This is a genomic window from Pseudoclavibacter helvolus, assembly GCF_014191305.1.
Lineage (GTDB): Bacteria > Actinomycetota > Actinomycetes > Actinomycetales > Microbacteriaceae > Pseudoclavibacter > Pseudoclavibacter helvolus.
The window spans coordinates 47,872-72,175 of record NZ_JACHWJ010000002.1; the positions used below are offsets into that span (position 1 = coordinate 47,872).

The following is a 24,304-nucleotide window of genomic DNA, read 5'->3' on the forward strand; positions in this document are numbered from 1 at the left end:
AGGGGCGAGAGAAGTCTGTGCTCATTTCGTGTCCGAATACGCGGACTGTCCGATCGATGGGCACCGCGAGCCGCTGAGTTGCGGGGCGTCAGGCCCGATTCCAGAGCTCAGGCCAGCCGATCCCGTATCCGCGCACGAGGCGTCGGAGGGCCGGAAGCGACAGTCCAACGACCGTCGACGGGTCGCCCTCGATGCGCTCGATGAAGGGTGCGCCGAGCGAGTCGATCGTGAACGCGCCCGCCACGTGCAGCGGCTCGCCAGAGGCGACATACGCATCGATCTCAGCATCGTCCAGGTCGCCCGCGAAACTCACGCTGGCGCTCGCGGTGCTGCCGACACCGTCCCCCGCGGAAGCGCTGCCACCACGGCGGTCGACGAGCCAGTGCCCCGACCACAGTGTGCCCGTCTGGCCACGCTGCGCGAGCCAACGTTCACGGGCGATCTGCGGCTCGTGGGGCTTGCCGAGCATCCGGCCGCCGATCTCGAACATCGAGTCGCCGCCGAGCACAAGTCCATCGAGCGGTTCGCCCGTCGTCGGGTCGGGAGCATCCGCAACCGCCAGCGCCTTCGCGCGTGCCAGCAACTGGACGTACTCGCTCGGCTCGAGTGGACCCTCCCCAAGGCGCGCCTCGATCACGGCATCCTCATCCACGCTCGACGGGATGACGATCGGCTCGATGCCTGCCTGGCGGAGCAGCATGAGGCGGGCGGGCGACGTCGAGGCGAGGTACAAACGCATGAGGCGAGAGTACCGGGGGAGCGGCCACCCCAGAGATCGAGCAGAAATCGAACCGGGGCCGAGTAGGGGCCGAGTCGCGTTCGATCCTGGGTCGGGCATCTCGGCAGCTGGCACGCATGCGGCAGTCAGGGGGCGGTCAGCCAACGCGCCACCTCCTGCCAGAGTGCGTCAAGGCCGCTTGCATACGATCTGTCGCATGCTCATCAGGCTCCTCACATCGGCCACGCGCCCAGATTCCGAAGGGAAGGGCGCTTGGTGACCCGCCTCGAGTCGCGGTACCGCGCGCCGAAGCAAACTAGGTTCTCCCGTTCCTCGGTCGTGTGGGATGCGCCCGGCGTCGAGGCGGTTGCCGCACCCTCCACGCTCGCCTGGGTGGCCGAAGCGACCGGGTACGTTGAGGCCGCGAGTGTCGTCGAGAACGCCGTCGGCGGGATCACCGCGAACTCTCGAATCTCGGCCCCCGTCTCCGAGAGCACGGACTCGGGCGCGCAACCGCACCTCGAGTATCTGCTCGAGACGGACCCGGTGCTGCGAACGCGGCTCGTTTCGCTACGCCGCCCTGGCACCGGCGAGACTCTCACTATCACCTCGAACGGTCGCGGCGACTGGCGCGTCGGCGATCAGGCGGCCCCAGAGCTCAGGGGCGCCCTCGACGTCGACATCCGCGCGACGCCTCTGACCAACACCTTCCCCATGCGCAGGCTCGGACTCGAAGTCGGAGAACAACGAGAGATCGAGGTCGCCTACATCGACACGGACACGTTCGCGGTCTTCCTCGACCGACAGCGCTACCGGCGACTCGGGCGAACTCGCTACCTGTTCCAAGCCGTCGACGGTTCGTTCGAGCGCGAGATCGCGACGGACAAGCAGAGCTTCGTCGTCACCTACCCTGGCCTGTTCACGCGCCTCTGAACCGCAACCGCGAAGATCGGTGGATGCGCACGGCTAGGCTCGAGCGCATGACCCAGGACGGCACGACCCAGGACACTCCGGCGGAGATCAACCCAGGCGACGAGATCGAGCTCGAGGTGGGCGACATCGCGCACGGGGGCATCTTCGTCGCTCGCCACGAGGGCAGAGTCGTGTTCGTCGCCGATGCCGTGCCCGGCGAGCTTGTCCGCGCCCGCGTCACCGAGGTGCGGAAGTCGTTTGCGAGGGCCGTCGCGACCGACGTGCTGCGTGCATCCGCCGACCGGCAACCGCACGTCTGGCAGGAAGCCGCCATCGAGCGGGCTCCCGAAGAGCGGGCGGGTGGCGCCGAGCTCGGCCACATCCGACTGGCGCGCCAACGGGAGCTGAAGGCGCAGGTGCTCAGCGAGTCAATGGCGCGCTTCGCCGGCCATGAATGGCAGGGCACCGTCGAGCCGCTCCTCGGCGACGACGAGAACGGTGGCACGCGCTGGCGCACCCGCGTCACGCTGCACGTCGACAAAGACGGCAGGGTCGGCCCATACGCGGCCCGCTCGCACCGGGTCATCGAGACTGAGACGCTGCCGCTCGCGCACGGAGACATCGAAGAGCTCGCTCCCCTCGGTGAGCGGCTCGCGGGCACCGGACGCATCGAGCTCGTCGCTCCCGCCGAACTCGACACACGCATGCGCACGATCCTCGACGGTGCGCACGGCCGTAAGCCAGGTGTGGTCACCGAGGTCGTCAACGGGCGCGAGTACAAGGTCGACGAGGACGGGTTCTGGCAGGTGCACCGCCTCGCCGCTGAGACGCTTTCCAACGCGGTCGCAGATGCCCTCGACCCCGCGCTCGTCGACCCCGACGCCGTGAACCTCGACCTCTACGGCGGCGTCGGCCTGCTCGCCGCCGCCTTCGCGCAGGAGGCCGGTCCTGGCGCGTTCATCGAGACCGTCGAATCGAACGCGGCGGCGACGGGCCATGCGACGGCGAACCTCGCCGAGTGGCGTGGAGCGAGTGCCGTCACGGCACGCGTCGACCAGTACCTCGCGCGCCTCGAACGCGACGCAACGCACCTCGACCGCGAGGGCGTTCGCCGCGGAACCGTCATCCTCGACCCGCCACGCTCTGGTGCAGGCAAGGATGTCATCGATCGCCTCGCCGGCTTCGGGCCAGCTCAGCTCGTCTACGTCGCCTGCGACCCGGTCGCCCTGGCTCGAGACACTGGGCTGCTCCTCGCGCACGGCTACTCACTCGAGTGGATGCGCGCCTACGACCTCTTCCCGAATACGCACCACTTCGAGACTGTGGCGCGCTTCGTGCGGGTCTGAGCCCGGTCGAGCGGAGCGGGTGCGATCTCGAGCATCCGAAATTGAGAACGCCGGGCACCCGCGAAAGCGAGGTGCCCGGCGTTCTGTCGTCTCGGCGGGGCCGAGAGGTGGGATCTTGCCCGTCTAGCGCGCTGCGCCGGCGAGCGTGCCCGTCGTCTGCGTGGCCTGGTCGGTGACGATGCACTGGATCAAGCGGTCGCCTGCGTCATCCCAGCTCTGCTGCGTCGGAGTCAGGTACGAGAAGTACAGCGAGCTCTGGTCGTAGGGGAGCCCGATGAAGGTGGCGAACTGCGCCGTGCAGTCGGCTTCGGCCTGCGTCGTGATCGCCTCGTCACCGGGGAAGTCTCCTGCCGGCATTTCGACCTCGTGGTAGACCTCGTAGTCGTGCGGGTCCGAGCACGGCACGACGGGGATCTCGCTGACCATGGTGCTGCCCGCATCGTTGAAGCAGTCGCCGACGGCGAGCTTGAAGACGTCGAGGTCACCCGACTCCGTGACCTCCTGCGTCTCGCCGTCCCGGACCTCGCTCTCGCCTCCTGAGAGCTCGCCCTCGACCGAGTCGACGATCTCCTGAGCAGCGGAGCAGCCGCTGAGGCCGAGTCCGAGCAGGGCGATAGCCCCAATCACGAGTGCAGATTTGACGGTGGTCTTCGGCATATTTTCTCCTGGGAGTTTGGTGGTTTTCGCTCACTTTAGCGACAAACGCGAAGGTTTTAGAGTCGCTTCTCGAGCAGCAGGGTGACGGCGCGCTCCTTGAACTCGACTGGGCAGTCTCCGAAGTAGGCGGAACTTGGTGTCAGGGCCTGCGTGTAGCACTCAGCGTGCCCTTCGACGGCGGGGACGGCATCGCCGCCATGGCCGGTGAATTGGCCGTAACCCTCCTCCTCGAGTACGCGGAGCATCTCGTCGGGATTCGGGAAGACATAGGCCTGCTGTGCGTGGCCGAGCTCGTGGATGAGCACGGCAGCTCCGACGTCGGTGATGACTGGGAACAGGGTTGCGTCGTCTGCTCTCAGATGGATGCTCGCCGTCGGCTGTTCAACCGGGCACCCGTTGCCCTCGCACCACGACTGCTTCGTGCAGGCCTGCGCCTCTTCTGGGCAGGCCGTCTGCCCGTCGGTCGCCCACGTTGCCGGCACGCCGGTCGCCGCGATGAACGCTTCGATGCCGGCGTCCCCCTCCGGCCACGGGCCAACTGGGGCCGCGACGAGGGGCGGGTAGGCCAATGAATCGCTCCTCGCCTCGTCGTCAGGCACGACGACTGGCTCGAAGCCGCTCTCGGTACCGAAGACGTGCACGCCGAACCACTCGCGGATGCCCTCGGGCCCCCACGGGTCGGCCGCTGTCGAGCCGCTCCCGTCAGCCTCTGGCAGCCCGGCCGGCGTCGCGAACACGAGCATCACTGCGATCAGCGCCACGACGGCCAGTACGAAGCCGCCCGATGATCGCTCTGTGCGCATGCGCCGGGAGTCAGCTCCGGTAGGAGCCGCCGAACGGGTCACTCGCGGAGCCGCCTCCGCGCATCCCACGCTGTGACAGCTGCCACGCGGTGCGCCGCTTGACGATGTCGCGGGGGCGATCGAGGTCCTGCGCCGACTCGATCATCGAGGCGAGCACAAGCGTCGCCGCCGCGAGCTCGTCCTCGCTCGGGTTGCCGCTGACCGTTCGCACGATGTGCTCGAGGCCCACGTGCGACGGAATCTGCTCCTGGCTCACAGTGGGATGTTCCCGTGCTTCTTGGGGGGAAGCGATGCCCGCTTCGTGCGCAGCGTGCGCAGGGCCTTCGTGACGATGACGCGCGTCGAGGCCGGCTCGATGACGGAGTCCAGCTCGCCGCGCTCCGCCGCAAGGAACGGCGAGGCGACGTTGTACGTGTACTCGTTTGCGAGACGCGTGCGCACGGCGGCGACGTCCTCGCCTGCCTCTTCCGCCCGCTTGATCTCGCCGCGGTACAGGATGTTGACGGCGCCCTGGCCGCCCATGACCGCGATCTCGGCCGTCGGCCAGGCGAAGTTCAGATCTGCGCCGAGCTGCTTCGAGCCCATCACGATGTACGCGCCGCCGTAGGCCTTGCGCAGGATGACGGTGACAAGCGGGACGGTCGCCTCCGCGTACGCGTAGAGCAGCTTCGCGCCACGACGGATGACTCCGGACCACTCCTGGTCAGTGCCGGGAAGGTAGCCGGGCACATCCACCAGCGTCAGGATCGGGATGGAGAACGCGTCGCAGAACCGCACGAAGCGGGATGCCTTCTCACCGGCTTCGATGTTCAGGGTGCCTGCCATCGCGTTCGGCTGGTTCGCGACGATGCCAACCGAAGTGCCGTCGACACGAGCGAAGCCGATGATGATGTTCGGCGCGAACAGCGGCTGCACCTCGAGGAAGTCGCCGTCGTCGACGATGAGCTCGATGACCTGCTTCACGTCGTACGGCTGGTTCGGGGAGTCGGGGATGACGGTGTTGAGCTTCTTGTCGAGATCCGTGATCTCGAGCTCGGTGTCGATGTCGTAGCTCGGGAGCTCTGCCTGGTTGTTGTCCGGCAGGAACGAGAGCAGCTGGCGCGCGTAGTCGAGCGCGTCGTCTTCATCCGCCGCGAGGTAGTGGGAGACGCCGGTCGTGCGGTTGTGGGCGAGCGCGCCGCCCAGCTCCTCGAACCCGACCTCTTCACCCGTGACCGTCTTGATGACGTCTGGCCCCGTCACGAACATGTGGCTCGTCTTGTCGACCATGATCACGAAGTCGGTGAGCGCGGGGGAGTAGACGGCGCCGCCTGCGGCCGGGCCCATGATGATCGAGATCTGCGGGATCACGCCGGAGGCCTGCGTGTTGCGGCGGAAGATCTCGCCGTACTTGCCAAGCGCGACCACACCCTCCTGGATGCGCGCGCCGCCGGAGTCGAGCATGCCGATGATCGGCACCCCAACCTTCATGGCGTGGTCCATGATCTTGATGATCTTCTCGCCGGCAACCTCGCCGAGGGATCCGCCGAACGTCGTGAAGTCCTGCGAGTACACGGCGACGCCACGACCGTGGATCGTGCCGGTGCCCGTGATGACGGCGTCACCGTACGGACGTCGCTTGTCCATTCCGAACGCGGTGGTGCGATGGCGCACGAACTCGTCCAGTTCGACGAAGGAGCCGGGATCGAGGAACTCGAGGATGCGCTCGCGCGCCGTCTTCTTGCCCTTCGCGTGCTGCTTCTCAGCCGAGATCTCCTCCGCCTGAGTCACCGCTTCCGCGTGCCTCGCCCGAAGGTCGGCGATCTTTTCGGCCGTCGTCGAGATCGCCGGGGTGGAAGCGGTCGGTTCAAGTGGTGCGGAGTTCACCCGCGCTACTTTACCGGGCAACGGCTCACATGCGGCCGTACGGGTTAGCCTGATTCCCTGGTGAAGTGCAAGAGGAACGCACGACGCACGACATTTGAGAGGTTGGCGGTATGACTCAGGGGACTGGCGCACCGAACGGGGCCGCGCCCCGACCGGGCGCCGAGGTTGTACCGCTGGCACCGGATGCACAGGCGCAGCAGTGCATGTTGCTGTCGAGCGCGCCCGTCGTCCCTTACGACTCTGGCGTTCGCGGTGCTGCTCCGGCTGCTCCGGAGGAGTCGCGGCGCAGCGTCTGGGGAATGTGGGCGCTCGGCGTCGCCGCCCTCTCTCTTGTGCTCGCGTTCATCCCGGTTCCAGTTCTCAACATCGCCCTCGCGGTCTCCATCGCGGCCGTCGCATTTGTGCTCGCGATCGTGGCGCTGTGGCAGAAGCGGCGCTCCAAGGCGCTCGCCATCGCCGCGCTCGTGACCCTCTTCGTCGCCGGCCTCGCCTCCGTCGTCATGACGTTCGTGTACCTGTCCGTCATCGGCTCGGCGATCGCGGGCGCGCAGTGAGCGCCCCGGCCATCACTCAGCTCCTTCTCGGAGGGCGCGCCGCCGGAACCGAGCTCCGCCTCATCTCCGTGCCAGAAGCCACCTCCACCAACGACGTGCTCGCCGACATCTGGGAGCGCACCGGCGGGGAAGCGAGCCAGAACCCCGCGCTCAGCACGCTGGTCACGTACGCGCAGACCGCTGGCGTCGGTCGCCACGGACGCGAGTGGATCTCCCCTCGCGGCAAGTGCCTCGCCGCATCCACGCTCGTGAGGCTCGTCGACGACGAGGCTGCGCCCCGCATCCTCGGCTGGCTGCCCCTCATCGCCGGCCTCGCGCTCCGCAGCGCGATCCTCGAGCTGTCGCCGCCAGCACCCGGATTCCGGCCGGACGAGCAGGCCGCCCGGGTCGAGATCAAGTGGCCGAACGACGTCCAGATCGACGGCAGCAAGGTCGCGGGCATCCTCGGGCGGGTCCTTGGCACGCGCGATGGAGAGCTCTCGTGCGTCGTCGGCACGGGCGTCAACATCACCCTGCAGGCCGACGAGCTCCCGACTCAGCAGGCGACCTCGCTCGCGCTCAGTGGCATGCTCCCCGCGCGCCAGGCGGAGCTCCTGCCCGCGTACCTCTCCGAGTTCGTGGCTAGGCTCGAAGCGCTCCGCGAAGCCCGCGGCGACGCTGTGGCCAGCGGCGCGCACGGGGAACTAAGCGACGTCTGCTCGACGCTCCGCGCCCGAGTGGCGGCCACCCTCCCCTCCGGAGAGGTCCTGCACGGCTTCGCGACCGAGCTCACGCCAGAGGGCCACCTCGTGATCCGAAGCGACGACGGCGAGACCAGGGCCGTCGCGGCGGGCGACGTCGAGCGGGTCCGCCCCGAGAACGGGGTCTGATGCGCGGCCGTCCACCGCACCCCAGCGACCAGTCCTGGGATCAGATCTTCGGAGCCCCGGCCAGCGCGCAGCAGCCAGGCCAGCAGTACACCGCGCAGCCTCAGGCCGCCCAGTACCCAAGCCAGCAGGCGCCTTGGCAGCAGGCCGCGCCCGCCCAGTACGGCGATCCCAACCAGCAGCACTACCAGCAGTCGCGTCAGCAGCACCCGGGGCAGTCATACGGCGGATACGCGCAGCAGACTGGGGTGCAGCCCGACGGCCACCAACAGCGCCCCTACGAGCCGCTCGGCATGCGCCTCCCCGAACAGACGATCATGCGCGTCCGCAAGCACGGTCGGTGCCTTCTCCTGCCGTCTCTCGTGCTCATCGCTGGCTTCGCGGCCGCCGGCTACAACCTCGGAGCGCTGCAGGAAGCGACCATCGGCACCCGTCACGCCTGGCTGCTGATCTCGCTCGCCGCGATCGTACTGCTCGGCATCGTGCCGATCGTGGTCTGGCTGCAAGCGCGCAACCGCATCACCACCCACCGAGTTGTGCTCTCGCACGGCACGCTCACGAGCGAGACCCGCGAGATCTACATGAACTCGATCGTCGACGTGACCGTGCGGCGCAACCTCTGGCAGGCGATGTTCCGCTCAGGAACGATCGTCATCACGTCCGTGTCCGGGCACCGCTTGCGACTCGTGGACGTGCCGAGCGCCAACAGCGTTGCCGCGTGCATCCGGGAGCTCAGCGGGCCGTGACGTCCGAGTCGTTCTTCTCCTGCATCTCGGCAACGCGCTTGGGGGAGAAGACCCAGAAGCGGTAGAGGATGAAGCGGAAGATCGCTCCAAGGCCGATGCCAACGAGGTTCGCGATGTTGTAGGCCACGAGCGAGTGGTTGTCGAGCACTGCGTTCGTGAACCAGATCGGCAGGAGTCCGATGCCGAGGCCCACGAGACTGACCCCGAAGAACTCGATGGCCTCGCGGAAGTTGTCCTGTCGTTTGTGCTGGCGGAACGTCCAGATGCGGTTGCCGATCCAGTTCGTCACGATCGCCGCGCAGGTCGAGATGACCTTGGCCCAGAGCGCTCCGTGCGCGACCTCGCTCGGGTTGAGGACCGTGAGCATCAGGATGTTGAAGAGTCCCGTGTCGACGATGAAGCCGACCCCGCCGACAAGCCCGAAGTTGATGAGCTGAGCCATCATGCCCTTCGACGCGGCGATGCGTCTGAAGACATTCGTGACCCGGCCCCAGAGCGTGCGGGACGTGCGCTGTGCAGGAAGATCGAACTCGGCCGTCTCGGCGGCGACGAAGCCGACGAAATCCTCTGGCTCAGAGTGATGCGGCTCTGCGTGCTTGTGGGAGCGATTGGTCAAGCGCTCGACCTCCATCGTGGGGCACTTGCGGGGATGAAGTTGCCGCAAGCAAGATAAAGTGTTGGGGAGTTGTGACCCTCGTCGGAGTATAGACACGTCAGAGCAAAAGGCACGGAACTGCCATAGCAACGCCCTCGGGCAGAACTCCCCTGGCGTCGAATTCGATGCGAGCGCACAGACTTCTCACGGCAGCAGACTGCCGGCAGCACTTTCGAACGGAGCGAACCATGGGTCAGGTCGTCGGCGTCATCGGAGCCGGGCAGCTCGCGCGAATGATGCTCCCACCCGCAATCGAGCTCGACGTTGATCTGCGCGTCTTCGCCGCAGGCCGCGGCGAGAGCGCAGACCGGGCGGTCACAGCCGTCGGAGACATGCACGTGCTCGAGGAGGTGCTCGAGTTCGCGCGGGGCGTGGACGTGGTTACGTTCGACCACGAGCACGTGCCCCAGGACGTGCTGCGCGGACTCGTGGATGCGGGAATCGCCGTGCGCCCAGGGCCGCACGCCCTCCAGTACGCGCAGGACAAGCTCCTCATGCGCCAGCGCCTCGCTGAACTCGGCATCCCCATCCCCGAGTGGGCCGAGGTCCGCGACGAGACGGAGCTGCAGTCCTTCATCGACGCCAACGGGGGCGTCGCGGTGCTCAAGACCCCGCGAGGCGGCTACGACGGCAAGGGGGTGCGCATCGTCCGGTCCGGCGCAGAAGGCGCCGACTGGTTCGCGGACGGCAACCCGCTGCTCGTCGAAGAGCGCGTCGACTTCCGCCGCGAGCTGGCTCAGCTCGTCGCCAGGCGTCCATCAGGCGAGATCGCATTGTGGCCGATTGTCGAGACCGTGCAGCGCGACGGTGTCTGCGCAGAGGTGCTCGCCCCGGCCCCAGGTGCGGAAGGCGCGGACGACCGCCTCGGCTACGTCGCCGCGACGATCGCACAGTCTGTCGCCCTCGGTCTCGACGTGACCGGCGTGCTGGCCGTCGAGCTCTTCGAGACGACCGACCAGCGCATCCTCGTCAACGAGCTCGCGATGCGCCCCCACAACTCGGGGCACTGGACGATCGACGGGTCCATGACTAGCCAGTTCGAGCAGCACCTCCGCGCCGTGCTCGACCTCCCGCTTGGCGACACCGGCATGACCGCGCCGCACGCCGTCATGGTCAACGTGCTCGGCGGCCCTCAGGAGGGAAGCTACGGCGACAGGTACGAGAAGGCGATGCACGAGCATCCCGACGCGAAGATCCATAGCTACGGCAAGTCCGCGCGGCCCGGGCGGAAGGTCGGCCACGTGACGGTCGCTGGCCAAGACCTCGACGACGTCACCTACCGCGCGCGCGCCGCCGCGGGTGCCTTCGACGACAACAGCGCCTCCTGAGGCGAACCGGAGGAGCCGGGGAGGCTCAGCGAAGCGCGCTCTCGAGGCGGAACCTCACCGGCCAGCCTCAGCGTTGCCTGGCGCACGCGCGTCTACGCTTGCACCCATGAGCGACCACCCCACCGCATCGCCCGCGCCTGCGCCCGTGGACGCGGCCTCGCCGACCGGGCCGCTCGTCGGCATCATCATGGGCAGCGACAGCGACTGGCGCGTCATGCACGAGGCCCGGGACGTGCTTGCCGAATTCGGCGTCCCGGTCGAGGTCGAGGTCGTCTCGGCCCACCGAACCCCCGAGAAGCTCGTCAGCTACAGCCGCGAAGCACGAGACCGCGGCATCCGCGTCATCATCGCCGGAGCCGGAGGGGCCGCACACCTCCCCGGCATGGTCGCCTCCCTCACGACGCTCCCCGTCGTCGGCGTGCCGGTGCCGCTCAAGTACCTCGACGGCATGGACTCGCTGCTCTCGATCGTGCAGATGCCTGCAGGCATCCCAGTCGCGACCGTCTCCATCGGCGGAGCCAAGAACGCGGGAATCCTCGCCGCGCGCATCCTCGCCACAGGCGATCAAGCGCTCGCGGCCAGACTCGCCGACTACAGTGACGGACTGCGCGACGCCGTCGAAGCCAAGAACGACGCCCTCAAGCAGTCGCTCTAGCCCGAGAACCCTTCGGCCAGACCGTCGCAGCTGCCCTTGCTCCTCGACCGCAGGACCCCATGACACTCACCCTCCCGCTCCGGTACCCGGACGCCAGCTCGCCGCAGCTTATGACCAGGCGCGCCTGGTGGCTGCTCATCGCGAACTTCTTCCTGCCAGGGACCGCGCAGGTGCTCGCCGGGAACCGCAAGCTCGGGCGCTTCATGCTGTCCCTCTGGCTCGGCGGAATCGCGGCGATCCTCGTCCTGGTGATCCTCGCCTTGGTGCTCCGCGGGCCCCTGCTGTTCGTGTTCTCCACGACGCTCGGCATCACGCTTGTGCACCTGGTGCTGCTCTTCTACGTCGCCATGTGGGTCGTCAGCGGTCTTGATGCGCTCCGCCTCGTCCGCATCATCAAGCTCGAGCAGGTTGCGCGCCCGCTTATCGCCATCGTCGGCGTGGTGCTCGTCACCGTGCCGCTCGTCTTCGCCGCCGTCACCTCGCAGATCGCCAACCAGGGCAAATCCGCCATCGAAGGCCTGTTCGGCGGTGCCTCGAACGGCATCCAGCTCCCCGCGGACGGCCAGCTCAACATCATGATGCTCGGCGGTGACCGCGGCGACGACCGAGAGGGCCTCCGCCCCGACTCCATCAGCGTCATGAGCTTCAACGCGTTCACCGGCAAGCTCACCACCATCGGCCTCCCACGCGCCATGGAGAGCTTCCCGTTCTCCGAGGGCCCCATGCAGGACCTCTACCCGAACCTCTACGAGGGCTGCGCCGTCGACGCCTGCTACCTCAACTCCGTCTACACGGAGGCGACGATTTCCGAAGACGGCGGCTACGCCGATGCCGCAGAGCATGGCTCAGAGCCAGGCATCGAAGCGATGCGCGACGCCGTCGAAGGCATTACCGGGCTGAGCATCCAGTACTACGTGCTCGTCGATATGGCCGGGTTCACCGAGCTCATCGACGCCCTCGGCGGCGTCGACATCAACGTCACCGAACGCGTCGGCATCGGCATCAACGATGACGGGTCACCCGGATGGGCGCCCGCGACGGAGTACATCGAGGTCGGGCAGCAGCACATGGACGGCTCGACGGCGCTCTGGTACGCCAGGTCCCGCTACGAGACCACCGACTTCGCGCGCATGGAGCGCCAGCGGCAGCTGCAGGAGGCCATGGTCGCGACCATGACCCCGGGCAATCTGCTCGGCAAGATCGGTCCGGTCACGGATGCGCTCGAGAAGGTCGTCCAGACCGACATTCCCGAGGGCATGATCGGCTACGTCGGCGACCTGCTCCTGAAGTCGCGCAGCGGCAACAGCGTGCGCCTCGACATCGTGCCGCCCAACTTCGACCAGGGCAACCCCGACATCCCGGGCATCCACGCCGCGGTCCAGGACGCGATCGCCTCCGACCCGCCTGAGACGACCCCGGCCCCCGAGGAAACCGCCCCCGCCGAGTAGCGCCGCGCCCGCCCGGCTCGCCGCCCCCCGCGCGCGCCCGCGCAGTCTCAGGATGGGTTCGACGCTTCGGGATGGCTTGCAAGCCATCCCGAAGCTTGCAAGCCATCCCGAGTCGAAGCCGCGGGCGACAGCGAAGCGATTTTGGGCGCGAAGCGACTCTGGGCACCAAGCCGCGGGGAAGCCGTTGCATTAGGACGCGCGGCTGCGTCGCAGTGCCGTGCGCAGCTGTGAAAAGAATGCGGTCGGGTTGGCGAGGTCTCGGTTGGTGACGCGGATCACCGTCCAACCAGCTTGCTGGAGACGATTGATCCTGGCGAGGTCTTCCATCGCCTGCTTCTTCTCCCAGTGGTACTCGCCGTCATATTCGACCGCGACTTTCGCCTCGGGATAGGCGAGATCAACGCGTCCGACGAATGCGCCCCCGTCGAGTACGCGATACCCGACTGCTGGTTCTCGGAAACCTGCATCGAGGATCAGGAGCCGGGTGAGCGTCTCCATGGGGGATTCGGCTCCGGGGCGGATCAACGTGAGGGCTGCCCGCATCCGGGTCGCGCCGACGGTGCGCCCCCAGGAATCGGCCACGGCTTGCAGCTCGACGAGTTCGGCGAGCGGCGGAACGGGGTCGTAGGGATTCTCGGAGACCGTTGGGTCGTATGGCCGGTTGATGCCCCTGTAGCTGCGGGAGGAGGTCACAAGCGCGTCGCCGACGGTGACGAGCTCTCGAGCCGTCAGCACGCGCGCGAGGAGGGCCCAAGTGAGTGGAGGAGTTGCGAGTGAGACCCCGAACTCCATCGTTCTGGCCCAGTTCGAAGCCTGGATGCTCCTCGCCCGGATGCCGGCCCCTCGCGGCTTGTTGCGGCCGGACGGAACGACGATGTGCACTGTCGTCTCGGCATCGAAGCGACGTGTGAGCGGGAGGCCCCAGAGGCGCGCGGCGGTCGTGTCGCCGAGTGCATGCCAGTCGCGCATTCGTGGGGAGAAGGCACGGGCGTAGTCGACTGCCGACTCGACTGGACGAGTCGTGAAGACACCGCGGTGTGGCCGCCCGTAGTCGCCGCCGTAGAGTTCGCGCGCACTGATGCCGGCGTTCTGGCCGTCGCGTGTCGTGAACGCATGCATTCGTGCATCCGCGCGGTCGTGTTCCTGCGATTCCATGTCCGCCACAGTAGGGATCCATGAGTGAGTGACCGGGACTTATCCACAGGTGGCAGGTGCCACGTGTCGAGCGCATGTGCCCGGTCGCAGCATCCGCTAGCGCAACTCGCTGACGGTCGCCACTCAAGAGCCTGATCTCGGGATGGGTTTCACGCTTCGGGATGGCTTGCAAGCCATCCCGAAGCGTGAAACCCATCCCGAAAAGTCGGGCGGGTGGCGGCGACGCGGAGGGGCGACGCGGAGTGGCGGAGTGGCGGAGGGGCGACATGGAGGGGCGGCGGGCGTCGAGACGGCGCGCAGCGGCGTCAGAGGCCGCGAGGGGCGAAGAACGCGAGCCAAAGGAAGAGAAGGCCCGCGACGGCGAGCAGGATCGCCAGGGTGCGACGGTAGTCCCACGTGGCGGCCTTGGAGTAGAAGCCGACGACGCGCGCCGTGACCGACGGGATCTTCGTCCAGATCCAGGCGAGTGCGAGGAACGGAGCGGCCAACGCGACGAGGAAGACCGCGTAGGCGGCGATGCGCAGCAGGTCGTCAGGCGTGAGGCCGTGGATGAGACGACCGGTGAGGTACATGATCGGGAGCGTCGTGAAGCCGACGCACGCCCCGAGCCCCAGCAGGAAATACGCGGTACCGGATGCGCGGGGCTTCGACGGCGCCTTGGCCTTCTTAGGAAATTCCAGGATGCGCGCACGCCAGACAAGCACCACCGCGGCGGAGACCAGGAAGATGATGCCGACGACGAGGTCGATCGTCCGGTTGAGGAGCGCCGCGTCGAGGCTCCCGCGGAACCTGGTCACGAGTCGTGGGGTCGAAGCTCCGGAAGACGAGTAGGAGCGTCGTGGTGCCGACCGCGAGCCCGAGGAGCATCCACGCGAGCCGCTTGGAGACGTCGACGTTGCGGGCGAGCACGTCACCGGTCGCGGCGTAGAGGGCTGGGTTGAGACCCATGGCGAGGCCGAACCCGCACAGCGTGAGGAGCGAGGTTCCCCAGCGCAGCACTTCGTCCAACGTCACTCCAAGTCTCGCGCCGGGACAGCCTCGCTGGTGCGCCTAGAGGTCGGCGTGGAAGTTCCAGATCTGGTCTGCCGAGATCTCCCACGAGAACATTCCGCCGCGGTCCTTGCCTGCCAGGCGCAGTCGGCGCTCGAGATCGCTGTCGGCGAGGACTCCCGCGATGGCGCCCGCGAGACGCTCAGGGTAGCCGGCGTCGGCGATGCCGTCGCCTCGCTCGACGACGAGGGTCGCGTCGAGTCCTACCTCGACAAGCGCCGGGTCGTCGGAGGTGATGACCGGGGTGCCGAACTTGAAGGCCTCGATGATGGGCAGGCCGAATCCGGCGCTGAGGCTCGGCACGACGAGGGCGCTGGCGCGCTGCAGTGCGACGGCGAGCTGCTCATCGGTGATGACGCCAACGGCGACGACACGTTCGCTTTCGATTCCGGACTCGCTGACCAGTGCGTCGAGGGTGACCTCGCCGCGTTCGGTCGGGCCGACGACGACGAGCTTGACGCCGTCGAGGCCCTTGTCGCCGAGCGCCTTGAGGAGCTGGGCGAGGCCGTGGCGCTTGTGCAGCGACGCGAGCGTGATGATGTACTCGTCAGGCAGGCCGAGGGACTCTGCGATGGCGTCCCCTGCCTCCTCTGAACCCGGGAGTTGGATGCTGGCTGCCGCGGCCGGGCTCATGACTCGCACGCGGTCGCCGAAGTCGTAGTGCTCGATGACCTGGTCAGCGACGGCATTGGTGGGCACGACGATCCCGCTTGCGTAGCGGAACGCCCGGCGCAGGAGCGCCTTGTGATGCTTGGTCGTGTGCGCGCTGACGAGCTCTGGGTGCGTGAACGCCGTCATGTCGTGCCAGGTGACCACGGTCTGGTCGATGCCCTGGCTCAGCGAGATGTCGCGCATCGGCGCGAGCGGCGTGAAGCTGTGGATGAACCCGCCGCCGACGGAGTTCGTCAGCAGCCCGCGGGACCAAGAGGACTCGAGGCGCTCCGGGCGGAGCGGAGCTTGAACGACGCTGCTGAGCCCGGGGACGCGCTCCTCGAGGAGGGCGACCTCCTCGCGTGAGCGCTTGGGGATGATCGCCTCCACGTCGCAGCCGCGGGGCGCGCGCGTGATGAGCTGACGCCCAAGCTCTTCGCTGTAGCGCCTGGTTCCGCCTGGGCGCTCGTCGGCGGCGCGATCGAGCAGGACACGAAGGGTAACCATCAGGTGTTGAGGACTCCTTGGGCGGCGGCGTCTTCGAGTGCTTCGAGCCAGGGCCGCATGGGTGGAACCCCCGCGTTCGTCCAGGCGTCGTGGCCGAGGACGGAGTACGCGGGGCGAGGGGCCGGACGCACAAAGGCGGTGCTGTCCGTCTTCTTCACGTTCTCGGGATCGAAACCCGCGAGGCGGAAGATCTCTCGGGCGAAGTCGTACCAGGACGCGACCCCAGCGTTGGTGCCGTGGTACGTGCCCGCGGGCGCGTTCGCGTCGACAAGCGCGACGATCTGCGCCGCGAGATCCGCCGAGTACGTTGGCTGGCCGAGCTGGTCCGACACCACGGACACTTCCGGCTTGCTCGCCGCGAGGCGCGCCATGGTCTTCGCGAAGTTCGGGCCGTCCGCGCCGTACAGCCACGCGGTGCGCACGATGTACGACGCGTCTGGCAGGGCGTCACGCACTGCCGTCTCGCCGGCCGCTTTCGTGCGCCCGTACGCCGAGATCGGGTCGTGCCCGGCATCTTCCGCGTACGGCGAGGTCGCGTCGCCTCGGAACACGTAGTCCGTGGACACGTGCACAAGCCGCGCCCCGTGCCTCGCGGCAGCCGCGGCGAGCACGCCGGGCCCGGTCGCGTTCACCGCGAACGCGGCCTGCTCGTCGGTCTCCGCGCCGTCCACGTTCGTGTACGCGGCAGCGTTGATGACGACGTCCATCCCCGCCACGGCGGCATCCACCGCAGCAGCGTCGGTGATATCGAGCGCAGCGCGACCAAGAGCCGTGACTTCCCGGCCCGCGAGGGCACGCTGAAGGTCACGGCCGAGCATCCCGGATGCACCCGTGATCAGGAACCGCGCGGCGACCGCAGGTGCGGCCGCCGCGGCGGGGACAGACGTCGATTCGGTCACAGGGCAGCGCGCTCCTTCAGCGGCTCCCACCAGGTGCGGTTGTCGCGGTACCACTGCACCACGTCAGCCAGACCCTGCTCGAACGGAACCTTCGGCTCGTAGCCAAGCTCACGCTGGATCTTCGAGATGTCCACCGAGTAGCGCAGGTCGTGGCCGAGGCGGTCCTGCACGCGGTCCACGTACGACCAGTCCTTGCCGGTCGCGTCGAGCAGCAGCTGCGTGAGCTCCTTGTTCGTGAGCTCCGTGCCGCCACCGATGTTGTAGATCTCGCCAGCCTTGCCACCGACGAGCACCATCGCGATACCGCGGCAGTGGTCGTCCACGTGCAGCCAGTCGCGAATGTTGTTGCCTTCGCCGTACAGCGGGACATGCTTGTCATCGATGAGGTTCGTGACGAACAGCGGGATGACCTTCTCGGGGAAGTGGTACGGGCCGTAGTTGTTCGAGCAGCGCGTGATCGACACGTTCAGGCCGTGCGTGCGGTGGTACGAACGCGCGATGAGGTCGGACGACGCCTTGGATGCCGAGTACGGCGAGTTCGGCTCGAGCGGGAACGTCTCGCTCCAGCTGCCCTCCTCGATCGACCCGTAGACCTCGTCGGTCGAGACGTGCACGAACCGAGGCAGCTCGTGACGAAGCGCCGCGTCGAGCAGCTTCTGCGTGCCGACGACGTTCGTCTCGATGAACACGGACGCGTCGCGCACGGAACGGTCGACGTGCGACTCGGCCGCGAAGTGGACAACCGCATCCACCTTCGGGATCCACTCGTCGAGCACGACGTCATCCGTGATGTCGCCCTCCACGAACGTGAAGCGCTCGGAGTCGGAGACTGGCGCGAGGTTCTCGAGGTTCCCCGAGTAGGTCAGCTTGTCCAGGACAACGACCTCGACGCCCTCCAGACCCTCGTACTGGTCCTGGAGCGCGCGGCGCACGAAGTTCGAGCCGATGAAGCCGGCCCCGCCGGTCACGAGAAGTTTCATACCTGTCCTGTTCAATCGTCGGCCGGGCTGTGCCGATGGAAATTTGCCGATGGTTGTGTGGTTCGAGAGGCGCGGGCTGACCCGCGCACAGTCGGAGCTACTCTAGCGCGGCCCCAACCGTGCTACCACAGTCGTGCAGTGATGAGCGTGGCGAGGGCGGCGCGGTCGCGGGGGCGGCGCCGGAGCTGGCGCCAGCGCCGCACGAGCCGCAGCGCGTCCCGATAAGTGAATTCCGCGAGGATCTCGTGCAGCCACTGCAGCCTCGGCAGCTCGTCAGCGGAGGCGACGTGGATGCACGCCTCGACGGTCAGCTGCACCTGCCCGCGGTGCCACCGGTTCGAGGTGAGCTTGAGGCGCTTCCAGGCCTGTGAGAGGCCGGTGTTGGCGCCGACGGCGTTGGCGACGTGCTGGCGGTAGTCGACCGTCGACTCGCCGTCGATGACCCAGCGGAGGCCGGCGGAGCGGGCGAGCGCGTAGATGAGCCAGTCGTGGGCGAAGGCCTCGCGCGCGGGGGAGTGTGGGTTGTCGAGCTGTTCCGCGACGAGACGCGCGAAGCGCTGAGTGAGGAGGAACGTCGAGCCAGGGCCAGGGGTCTCGAAGAGGTGATCGACGAGGCGCTGCGGGTAGTCCTTCTTGATGAGGATGCGAGTGCCGTCCTCCGAGAAGGCGGTCACGTTCGAGGAGATGCCGTCTGCGCGACCCTCGGCGAGCAGTCGAATGTGGCGCTCGAGTTTGGCTGGCATCCACACGTCGTCCTGGTCGGCGAATCCGACGTAGTCGTACTCTGCGATGGGAATCGTCGTGAGGAGGCGGAAGAAGTTGGGTGCGGGTGCGCCGAAGGTCTCCGGCGGCAGGATCGTGATGCGCGCGTCGGCATCCGCTCGCTCGGCGAGGAGTTCGAGGGTGCCGTCGGTCGATCCGTCGTCGGAGACGAAGATGTGGAGGTCGGCACCCGCCTGGTCGAGGATCGAGTCGATCTGCTCGTCGAGGTAGGTCCTGCCCATGTGCGTCGCGAGGAGGACGGCGACGCGCGGCAGCGTGCGCGGCTCTGCCTGTGTGTGCATCCCGTCGTTCCTTACTCTCTGTGCGAGCACTCTCTGTGCGAGTCGTTCGCGGCGAGGCTTCGCCAGCCATCCAGTATGGCCGAGTGGGTCGGAGAGCGTTCGCATTCCTCGCCGCACTAGACTTCTCGGCATGGAGATTCGCGAACTCAGCATCCCAGACAGTTACGAGATCACGCCGAAGCAGTTCGGCGACGACCGTGGCGTGTTCCTGGAGTGGTATCGCTTCGACAAGCTCGCAGAAGCTGTCGGGCACTCGATTGACCTCAAGCAGGCGAACACCTCGGTGTCGACGCGCGGCGTGGTGCGTGGCATCCACTTCGCGGACATTCCGCCGAGCCAGTCCAAGTACGTGACGTGCACGCGCGGCGCTGTCCTCGACTTCGTCATCGACATCCGCACGGGCTCGCCGAAGTTCGGCGAGTGGGACTCGGTGCGTCTTGATGACGTCGACCGCAAGGCCATCTACCTGTCGGAGGGCCTCGGCCACGCGTTCGTCGCGTTGACCGACGACGCCACGGTCAGCTACCTCGTCACCGACACGTACCACGCAGAGCGTGAGCACGGCATCAACCCGCTCGACAAGGACGTCGACCTCCGCTTCCCGGAGGAAGCCGGCGAGCTGCTGCTCTCCCCGAAGGACACGGATGCTCCCTCGCTGGCCGAGGCAGCCGCATCCGGTCTACTCCCCAGCTGGGAAGAGGCTCGCGCCTACTACGCCGAGCTCAGCGCGAAGGCGGGTGCGTAGCCATGAAGGGAATCATTCTTGCTGGCGGTTCCGGCACGCGTCTGTGGCCCATCACCAAGGGCATCTCAAAGCAGCTCATGCCCATCTACGACAAGCCGATGATCTACTACCCGCTGTCGACGCTCATGATGGCGGACATCCGCGAGGTGCTGATCATCACGACCCCCGAGTACAACGACCAGTTCCGCGCCCTGCTCGGCGACGGCTCGCAGTTCGGGATGCGCATCGAGTACGCCGTGCAGCCCTCCCCGGACGGGCTCGCTCAGGCGTTCATCATCGGTGAGGAGTTCATCGGGGACGACTCGGTCGCGCTCGTGCTCGGCGACAACATCTTCCACGGCTCCGGCCTCGGCTCGTCGCTGCGCGGCAACAACGTGCTCGACGGTGGCCTGATCTTCGCGTACCACGTGTCGAACCCGGTCGCGTACGGCGTCGTGGAGTTCGACGAGAACAACAAGGCCGTGTCGATCGAGGAGAAGCCGGAGGTGCCGAAGTCGAACTACGCGGTGCCCGGTCTGTACTTCTACGACAACGACGTGGTCGAGATCGCGAAGAACGTCGAGCCTTCCGCGCGCGGCGAGCTCGAGATCTCGAGCGTCAACTCGGCATACCTGGACGCGGGCAAGCTGCAGGTGCAGGTCCTCGACCGTGGCACGGCGTGGCTCGACACGGGCACGTTCGAGTCGATGATGCAGGCGAGCGAGTACGTGCGGGTCATCGAGGACCGCCAGGGCTTCAAGATCGGCTGCATCGAGGAGATCGCCTGGCGCGCCGGGTGGATCAACGACGAGGAGTTCGCGGCGCTCGCGAAGCCGCTTCAGAAGAGCGGATACGGACGCTACATGCAGGGACTCCTCGCGTAGGGAGCCCCGCGTGATGACGAAGGCCGTGACTCGATCGAGTCACGGCCTTCGTCGTTCGCTCAGCCTGCGATTCAGTCGCTGTCGCGTTCCTTCAGCGACTGGAAGAGGTCGCGTGCGATGTCGTAGCTGCCTCGCGAGTAGGTCGCATAGCGTCCGCGCAGCGTCCATTTGAGGATGCGGGGGAGACGGCGGATGCGCGAGGTGGGCAGCTGGAGCCGTTGCCGTTCGTGGGCGACCTTGCGCCTCACGTGGGCTTCCTGTTCTGGTGTGCCGCCGAGCTCGCTGACGCGCTTGAGGAGGGCGACGGTGCGGCGGTAGCGGCGCAGCTGGTCGGCGGAGCCGTCCTTGGTCGCCTGCGCGATCTTGACCTGGAGCGTCGGTGCAGTCTGCCCGATCTGGTTGTCGCTGTGCTGCCGGTAGTCGATGAGGGGTTCCTTCACGACGCGCAGCCCGTTGACGAGGGCCGCCGTCGTCGCGAGCCACTCGTCGTGGATCCATGGTTCCGGGGCGTTCCCCGCCCGGAAGACGAGGGAGGCGCGGAGCATCATGGTCGCGCCGGTGACGAAGTTGCGGGCGGTGAGGGCCTCGAGCTGCCGCCCGTTCTCGTAGTCGCGCCACTCGGTCGCCGTGATCTCGAGCGAGTCGAGGAGGGTGCCGCCGATGGGTTCTCCGTCCTCGTCGACGAGGAGCGCATCGGAGTGGGCGAGCAGCGCCTGGTCGTCGCCGACGAGGGCCGCGAGGAGGTGCTCGACCTTCTTGGGGTGCCAGACGTCGTCTTGGTCGCTCGTCGCGAGGTAGTCCGTTCGAGCCTCGCCGAGCGCGAATTCGAAGTTCCCGCTCACGCGAAGCGGCTTGTCTCGCGTGTAGATGCGATAGGCCCGGTCTGAGTCCTCCAATAGGCGGCGCGCGAGCTCGACGGTCCCGTCCTGCGAAGCGTCGTCGGAGATGATGACCTCAGCTACCGGGTGGCTCTGCGACAGGATGCTGAGCAGCTGCTGCTCGAGGAACCTCTCGCCGTTGTAGGTGCACACGACCGCGGTGACGGCGGCGTCGCCGAGCTGCTGCTCGCGTGCATCCTCTGGTCGGCGTTCGGCAACAAGTCGCGAAGCTGGCATCGGGTCTCCCTTTCTTCGGCGGGGCGCGGAGGCCGGGCTTCCTTCGGCGGGGCGCGTGCGCCTGGTGCTAGCTTGGCACGAGTCTGCACGCGCTCAGGTGCAGTTCGCTTGGTGCGTACCTGAAGGGGGAACGGCAGGCCTCGTTGGCTGCCTACGAGCATGAACCGACTCATCATCTACTTGCTGTTTGACAAGGCGGGCATCGCCGATTCTGGGGTGCTGCGGGCTCTGCGTGGGCTTCGCCCGCACGCGAGTGAGCTTTTTGTTGTGGTGAACGGTTCGGTGACGGACGAGTCAAGAGCGTCGCTCGACTCGGTCGCCGATTCGGTGTTTGAGCGCCCGAACGAGGGCTTCGACGTCGGCGGTTATCGTGCCGCCCTCGACGAGATCGGCGCTGAGCGGCTTGCCTCGTTCGACGAGGTTGTGCTGGTGAACTACACGTTCTTGGGCCCTATGACCTCCTTCGACGAGACGTTCAGCTGGGCGGATGCTGCCGGCTACGACGTGTGGGGCCTGACCGAGCACGGCGAGCTCACGCCAAACCCGTACACCTTCAGCGGTTCCTTGCCCGCGCACCTGCAGTCGCACTGGCTTGCGGTCAGGCGCTCGGTGATCGTGAGCGACGCGTGGCGCGAGTACTGGGCATCCATGCCGCAGATTCGCTCGTACGACGACTCGGTCCGGCACCACGAGGCCCGCTTTTCGCCGTTTTTTGCGGAGCGCGGCTTCTCGAAGGGGGCGCAGTTCCCGGCGGGCAACTTCAGTGTTGACGGCAGGGTCATCGCGAATCCGAGCATGGAGGCGCCGGTGATGCTGCTGGAGGCCGGGGCTCCGATCGTGAAGCGGCGCCTGTTTGCCCACAACCCAGTTGAGCTTGACCACCGGGGCGTTTCGCCGCGCGACGTGGCCCTCGAGGTTGAGCGCCGCGGCTTCCCGGCTGGTGTGTTGGTCGAGAGCACAAGCCGGTTTGCGCCGAGCCGGGTGCTGGCGGCCGGCGTCGGAGCTGGCCCGCGCGTGCTCCGTCGGGCCTCGACCGCGGTCACCCACGATTGGCGCCGCGACGAGGGCAGTGACGACGAGGTCGCGACCATCTCGGGACTGCACGTGCGCATCGTGCGCGGTGGTTTTTGGCCGAGGCTCATCGCGGGGGACTCGCGGGTACAAAGCGCCGATTTGGTCCTGGTCGAGTCTGACGAGGCCGCTTCGCTGGCAGAAGTGCCACCGAGCGCCGCCATGCTGGCGCGGCAGCGCGGCAGGCGGGTCATCTTCGAGCGCGCGGAGCCGCTCGCGTGGGAGTTCGCTGACCACCAGACGCTTGGCATGTTGGTGCCCGTCGCACCCCCGGTTGGCACGGGCCTGCTCGCGGATGGCTGGCGGGGGAGCCGCAAGAGGGTCGCCGAGCTGGCTGCCGTGCTTGGTGTGGATGCGCCGCTCGACACCAACACCCCCGTCGCGCCGTTTGCCGGGTTTGCGGCGTACCGAGTGGATGCGCTCCAGCACCTCGCGCGGGCGTGCGAGGTGCACGGGGTCGCGGAGCTGGAAGAGAAGTTCCCGGACGGGGAGCTGGCGAGGCTCCTCGACCTGCTTGCCAGCCGTGTTGTCTTCGACGCGGGGTTCGCCGTCTCGGAGGCGGAGACCGCCGACGGGCTCGCGAGCGACTACGCGCTGCTTGCCGCGAAGTTTGAGGACCTGGTGGCTCAGTTTGGGGACGACCCGCGCGGGCCGCACCGCCGCTTTGCTGGGGTCAGGGCGCGGAGCGGAGCCGAGTGGATGCTGTTCAGCAGGTTCATGGTGAAGTTACGCCGGTTCCCCGCCCTCGAGCGGGGCATTCGGCGCCTGGCCGCCCAGTCGAAGCTGCTGATCGCGCGCTTCCGCTGAGACCAGCGGCGCGGCATCGATGAGCGCAAACGCGGGCCGGGTACCGTGTCTGCGACTGGAGGTGGCTGATGACTGGTGGCGAAACACCGCTTGGCGGCAAGTACGACCCTGACGAGCTCGAGGAACTGGAGAGTCAGGCCGAGCGCCGTGGCGCCGGTCGCGGGTTGGTCATTGGCCTTCTGATTGCCGCGGCCGTTGCGATCGCCGCGATCGTGTTTGTGCTTATGAACCCGCTTGGCCAGCAGGCGCCGCCGGACAACACCACCCCGGTGACGACGCTGCCGCAGGCGACTGAGGTCGCCGTCCCGGAGACCCTGATTGTCACCGCCACGCCGGTGCCAACCGTGACGGTGACCGAGACCACGACGGCGCAGCCAAGCGAGCCTGCTGGCGAACCCGCCGTGCAGGTTTCCCTGAGTCGTGTGTACTGGGTGCCAGACCAGAGCGTCATCTCGGCGGCCGCGCTGGTGTCGACGACGGAGCCAGGCGGCACGTGCACGCTGGTCCTCCGAAACGGGCCGGAGACGTTTATCGCGACGGCGGCTGTCACGGCCCCCACCTCCGCGGACACCGAGGCGTCGAGCTGCATCGTCAACCTGCGCGACCCGGCGATCCAGGCGGGCGACTGGGAAGCCGTCATGCAGTACGAGGGTCCAGAGGGTGACGGATTCAGCGAGCCAATGACGGTGACGGTCGGCTGACCTCACGGGGCCTCACGCGCATCCGCCGTGAAGGTCAGGCCTGAGGTCACGCTGGAAGCCCAGATCAGCGGCCCAGGCTTCTGCTGACGGAGTCGAGTTACGATACTGTGCGGCGCGGACCCACGCGCTTCGCTGTCGTGAC

At 67.6% G+C, this 24,304-nt stretch carries 25 protein-coding genes; 12 read left to right on the forward strand and 13 right to left on the reverse strand.

Annotation, left to right across the window (positions count from 1 at the left end; all coding sequences use genetic code 11):
* Positions 1–88: 88 nt before the first annotated feature.
* Positions 89–739, reverse strand: coding sequence for a Maf family protein (locus FHX72_RS07215; protein WP_183624104.1), 651 nt, complete (start codon positions 737–739; stop codon positions 89–91).
* A 255-nt stretch (positions 740–994) separates the two neighbouring features.
* Here FHX72_RS07215 and FHX72_RS07220 point away from each other — a divergent pair, with 255 nt between their 5' ends.
* Entirely contained in the window at positions 995–1,651 is a 657-nt protein-coding gene (locus FHX72_RS07220; protein WP_221186842.1) for a putative glycolipid-binding domain-containing protein, read from the forward strand.
* Between the two features lie 47 nt (positions 1,652–1,698).
* Complete coding sequence (locus FHX72_RS07225) at positions 1,699–2,976, forward strand: class I SAM-dependent RNA methyltransferase (protein WP_068476498.1); 1,278 nt, start codon at positions 1,699–1,701, stop codon at positions 2,974–2,976.
* 123 nt (positions 2,977–3,099) lie between these two features.
* Here FHX72_RS07225 and FHX72_RS07230 read toward each other — a convergent pair whose 3' ends face one another.
* From FHX72_RS07230 to FHX72_RS07245, 4 genes are read right to left on the reverse strand one after another with little or no spacing between them, the layout of a single operon-like run.
* Positions 3,100–3,633, reverse strand: a complete 534-nt coding sequence (locus FHX72_RS07230; protein ID WP_068476500.1) for a septum formation family protein — start codon at positions 3,631–3,633, stop codon at positions 3,100–3,102.
* 56 nt (positions 3,634–3,689) lie between these two features.
* Positions 3,690–4,436 carry a hypothetical protein gene (locus FHX72_RS07235; RefSeq protein ID WP_183624106.1) on the reverse strand — a complete coding sequence of 249 codons (747 nt, stop codon included), beginning with the start codon at positions 4,434–4,436 and terminating at the stop codon, positions 3,690–3,692.
* Positions 4,437–4,446: 10 nt separating this feature from the next.
* A complete protein-coding gene (locus FHX72_RS07240) occupies positions 4,447–4,692 on the reverse strand; it encodes an acyl-CoA carboxylase subunit epsilon (protein ID WP_068476504.1) in 246 nt (81 codons plus the stop codon).
* Positions 4,689–6,302 (reverse strand): carboxyl transferase domain-containing protein, encoded by a 1,614-nt coding sequence (locus tag FHX72_RS07245; protein ID WP_183624108.1) that lies wholly within the window; start codon positions 6,300–6,302, stop codon positions 4,689–4,691. Before FHX72_RS07245 ends, FHX72_RS07240 begins: the two co-directional genes overlap by 4 nt.
* 110 nt (positions 6,303–6,412) lie before the next feature.
* On the opposite strand from FHX72_RS07245, the gene FHX72_RS07250 reads away from it, so the two are divergent.
* From FHX72_RS07250 to FHX72_RS07260, 3 genes are read left to right on the forward strand one after another with little or no spacing between them, the layout of a single operon-like run.
* Positions 6,413–6,856, forward strand: a complete 444-nt coding sequence (locus FHX72_RS07250; RefSeq protein ID WP_183624110.1) for a DUF4199 domain-containing protein — start codon at positions 6,413–6,415, stop codon at positions 6,854–6,856.
* A complete protein-coding gene (locus FHX72_RS07255; RefSeq protein WP_068476509.1) occupies positions 6,853–7,725 on the forward strand; it encodes a biotin--[acetyl-CoA-carboxylase] ligase in 873 nt (290 codons plus the stop codon). The genes FHX72_RS07250 and FHX72_RS07255 overlap by 4 nt, the downstream gene beginning before the upstream one ends.
* A complete protein-coding gene (locus tag FHX72_RS07260) occupies positions 7,725–8,468 on the forward strand; it encodes a PH domain-containing protein (RefSeq protein ID WP_183624117.1) in 744 nt (247 codons plus the stop codon). The genes FHX72_RS07255 and FHX72_RS07260 overlap by 1 nt, the downstream gene beginning before the upstream one ends.
* On the opposite strand, the gene FHX72_RS07265 is transcribed toward FHX72_RS07260, so the two are convergent.
* Positions 8,455–9,084: a GtrA family protein gene (locus tag FHX72_RS07265; RefSeq protein ID WP_183624119.1), complete on the reverse strand. Its 630-nt coding sequence runs from the start codon at positions 9,082–9,084 to the stop codon at positions 8,455–8,457. The genes FHX72_RS07260 and FHX72_RS07265 overlap by 14 nt on opposite strands.
* 164 nt (positions 9,085–9,248) lie before the next feature.
* Here FHX72_RS07265 and FHX72_RS07270 point away from each other — a divergent pair, with 164 nt between their 5' ends.
* From FHX72_RS07270 to FHX72_RS07280, 3 genes are all read left to right on the forward strand, one after another.
* Positions 9,249–10,451: a 5-(carboxyamino)imidazole ribonucleotide synthase gene (locus tag FHX72_RS07270; protein WP_276510480.1), complete on the forward strand. Its 1,203-nt coding sequence runs from the start codon at positions 9,249–9,251 to the stop codon at positions 10,449–10,451.
* 106 nt (positions 10,452–10,557) lie between these two features.
* Positions 10,558–11,106, forward strand: coding sequence for a 5-(carboxyamino)imidazole ribonucleotide mutase (purE, locus tag FHX72_RS07275; protein ID WP_068476518.1), 549 nt, complete (start codon positions 10,558–10,560; stop codon positions 11,104–11,106).
* A 59-nt stretch (positions 11,107–11,165) separates the two neighbouring features.
* The gene (locus FHX72_RS07280; protein ID WP_183624123.1) at positions 11,166–12,554 is read left to right on the forward strand and encodes an LCP family protein; all 1,389 of its coding nucleotides are present in this window, start codon (positions 11,166–11,168) and stop codon (positions 12,552–12,554) included.
* Positions 12,555–12,743: 189 nt separating this feature from the next.
* Here FHX72_RS07280 and FHX72_RS07285 read toward each other — a convergent pair whose 3' ends face one another.
* The 6 genes from FHX72_RS07285 to FHX72_RS07310 form a co-directional block, all read right to left on the reverse strand.
* Complete coding sequence (locus tag FHX72_RS07285; RefSeq protein WP_183624125.1) at positions 12,744–13,709, reverse strand: endonuclease domain-containing protein; 966 nt, start codon at positions 13,707–13,709, stop codon at positions 12,744–12,746.
* 305 nt (positions 13,710–14,014) lie between these two features.
* Entirely contained in the window at positions 14,015–14,506 is a 492-nt protein-coding gene (locus FHX72_RS07290) for a hypothetical protein (protein ID WP_183624127.1), read from the reverse strand.
* 253 nt (positions 14,507–14,759) lie between these two features.
* Complete coding sequence (locus FHX72_RS07295; RefSeq protein ID WP_183624129.1) at positions 14,760–15,917, reverse strand: glycosyltransferase family 4 protein; 1,158 nt, start codon at positions 15,915–15,917, stop codon at positions 14,760–14,762.
* The gene (gene rfbD / locus FHX72_RS07300; RefSeq protein WP_338110076.1) at positions 15,917–16,816 is read right to left on the reverse strand and encodes a dTDP-4-dehydrorhamnose reductase; all 900 of its coding nucleotides are present in this window, start codon (positions 16,814–16,816) and stop codon (positions 15,917–15,919) included. Before rfbD ends, FHX72_RS07295 begins: the two co-directional genes overlap by 1 nt.
* On the reverse strand, positions 16,813–17,796 hold the full coding sequence (rfbB, locus tag FHX72_RS07305) for a dTDP-glucose 4,6-dehydratase (protein ID WP_068484209.1): 984 nt from the start codon (positions 17,794–17,796) through the stop codon (positions 16,813–16,815). The genes rfbD and rfbB overlap by 4 nt, the downstream gene beginning before the upstream one ends.
* 122 nt (positions 17,797–17,918) lie before the next feature.
* Positions 17,919–18,860: a glycosyltransferase gene (locus tag FHX72_RS07310; RefSeq protein ID WP_183624131.1), complete on the reverse strand. Its 942-nt coding sequence runs from the start codon at positions 18,858–18,860 to the stop codon at positions 17,919–17,921.
* A 130-nt stretch (positions 18,861–18,990) separates the two neighbouring features.
* Here FHX72_RS07310 and FHX72_RS07315 point away from each other — a divergent pair, with 130 nt between their 5' ends.
* On the forward strand, positions 18,991–19,605 hold the full coding sequence (locus FHX72_RS07315) for a dTDP-4-dehydrorhamnose 3,5-epimerase family protein (RefSeq protein ID WP_068479667.1): 615 nt from the start codon (positions 18,991–18,993) through the stop codon (positions 19,603–19,605).
* Between the two features lie 2 nt (positions 19,606–19,607).
* Complete coding sequence (gene rfbA / locus FHX72_RS07320) at positions 19,608–20,468, forward strand: glucose-1-phosphate thymidylyltransferase RfbA (RefSeq protein ID WP_068479669.1); 861 nt, start codon at positions 19,608–19,610, stop codon at positions 20,466–20,468.
* A 71-nt stretch (positions 20,469–20,539) separates the two neighbouring features.
* Here the strand turns inward: rfbA and FHX72_RS07325 are convergent, their stop codons facing one another.
* The gene (locus tag FHX72_RS07325; RefSeq protein WP_183624133.1) at positions 20,540–21,583 is read right to left on the reverse strand and encodes a glycosyltransferase family 2 protein; all 1,044 of its coding nucleotides are present in this window, start codon (positions 21,581–21,583) and stop codon (positions 20,540–20,542) included.
* A 159-nt stretch (positions 21,584–21,742) separates the two neighbouring features.
* On the opposite strand from FHX72_RS07325, the gene FHX72_RS07330 reads away from it, so the two are divergent.
* Together FHX72_RS07330 and FHX72_RS07335 are read left to right on the forward strand one after the other, a co-directional pair.
* Positions 21,743–23,461, forward strand: coding sequence for a rhamnan synthesis F family protein (locus tag FHX72_RS07330; RefSeq protein WP_068479673.1), 1,719 nt, complete (start codon positions 21,743–21,745; stop codon positions 23,459–23,461).
* Positions 23,462–23,529: 68 nt separating this feature from the next.
* Entirely contained in the window at positions 23,530–24,162 is a 633-nt protein-coding gene (locus tag FHX72_RS07335) for a hypothetical protein (protein WP_068479675.1), read from the forward strand.
* Positions 24,163–24,304: the final 142 nt, after the last annotated feature.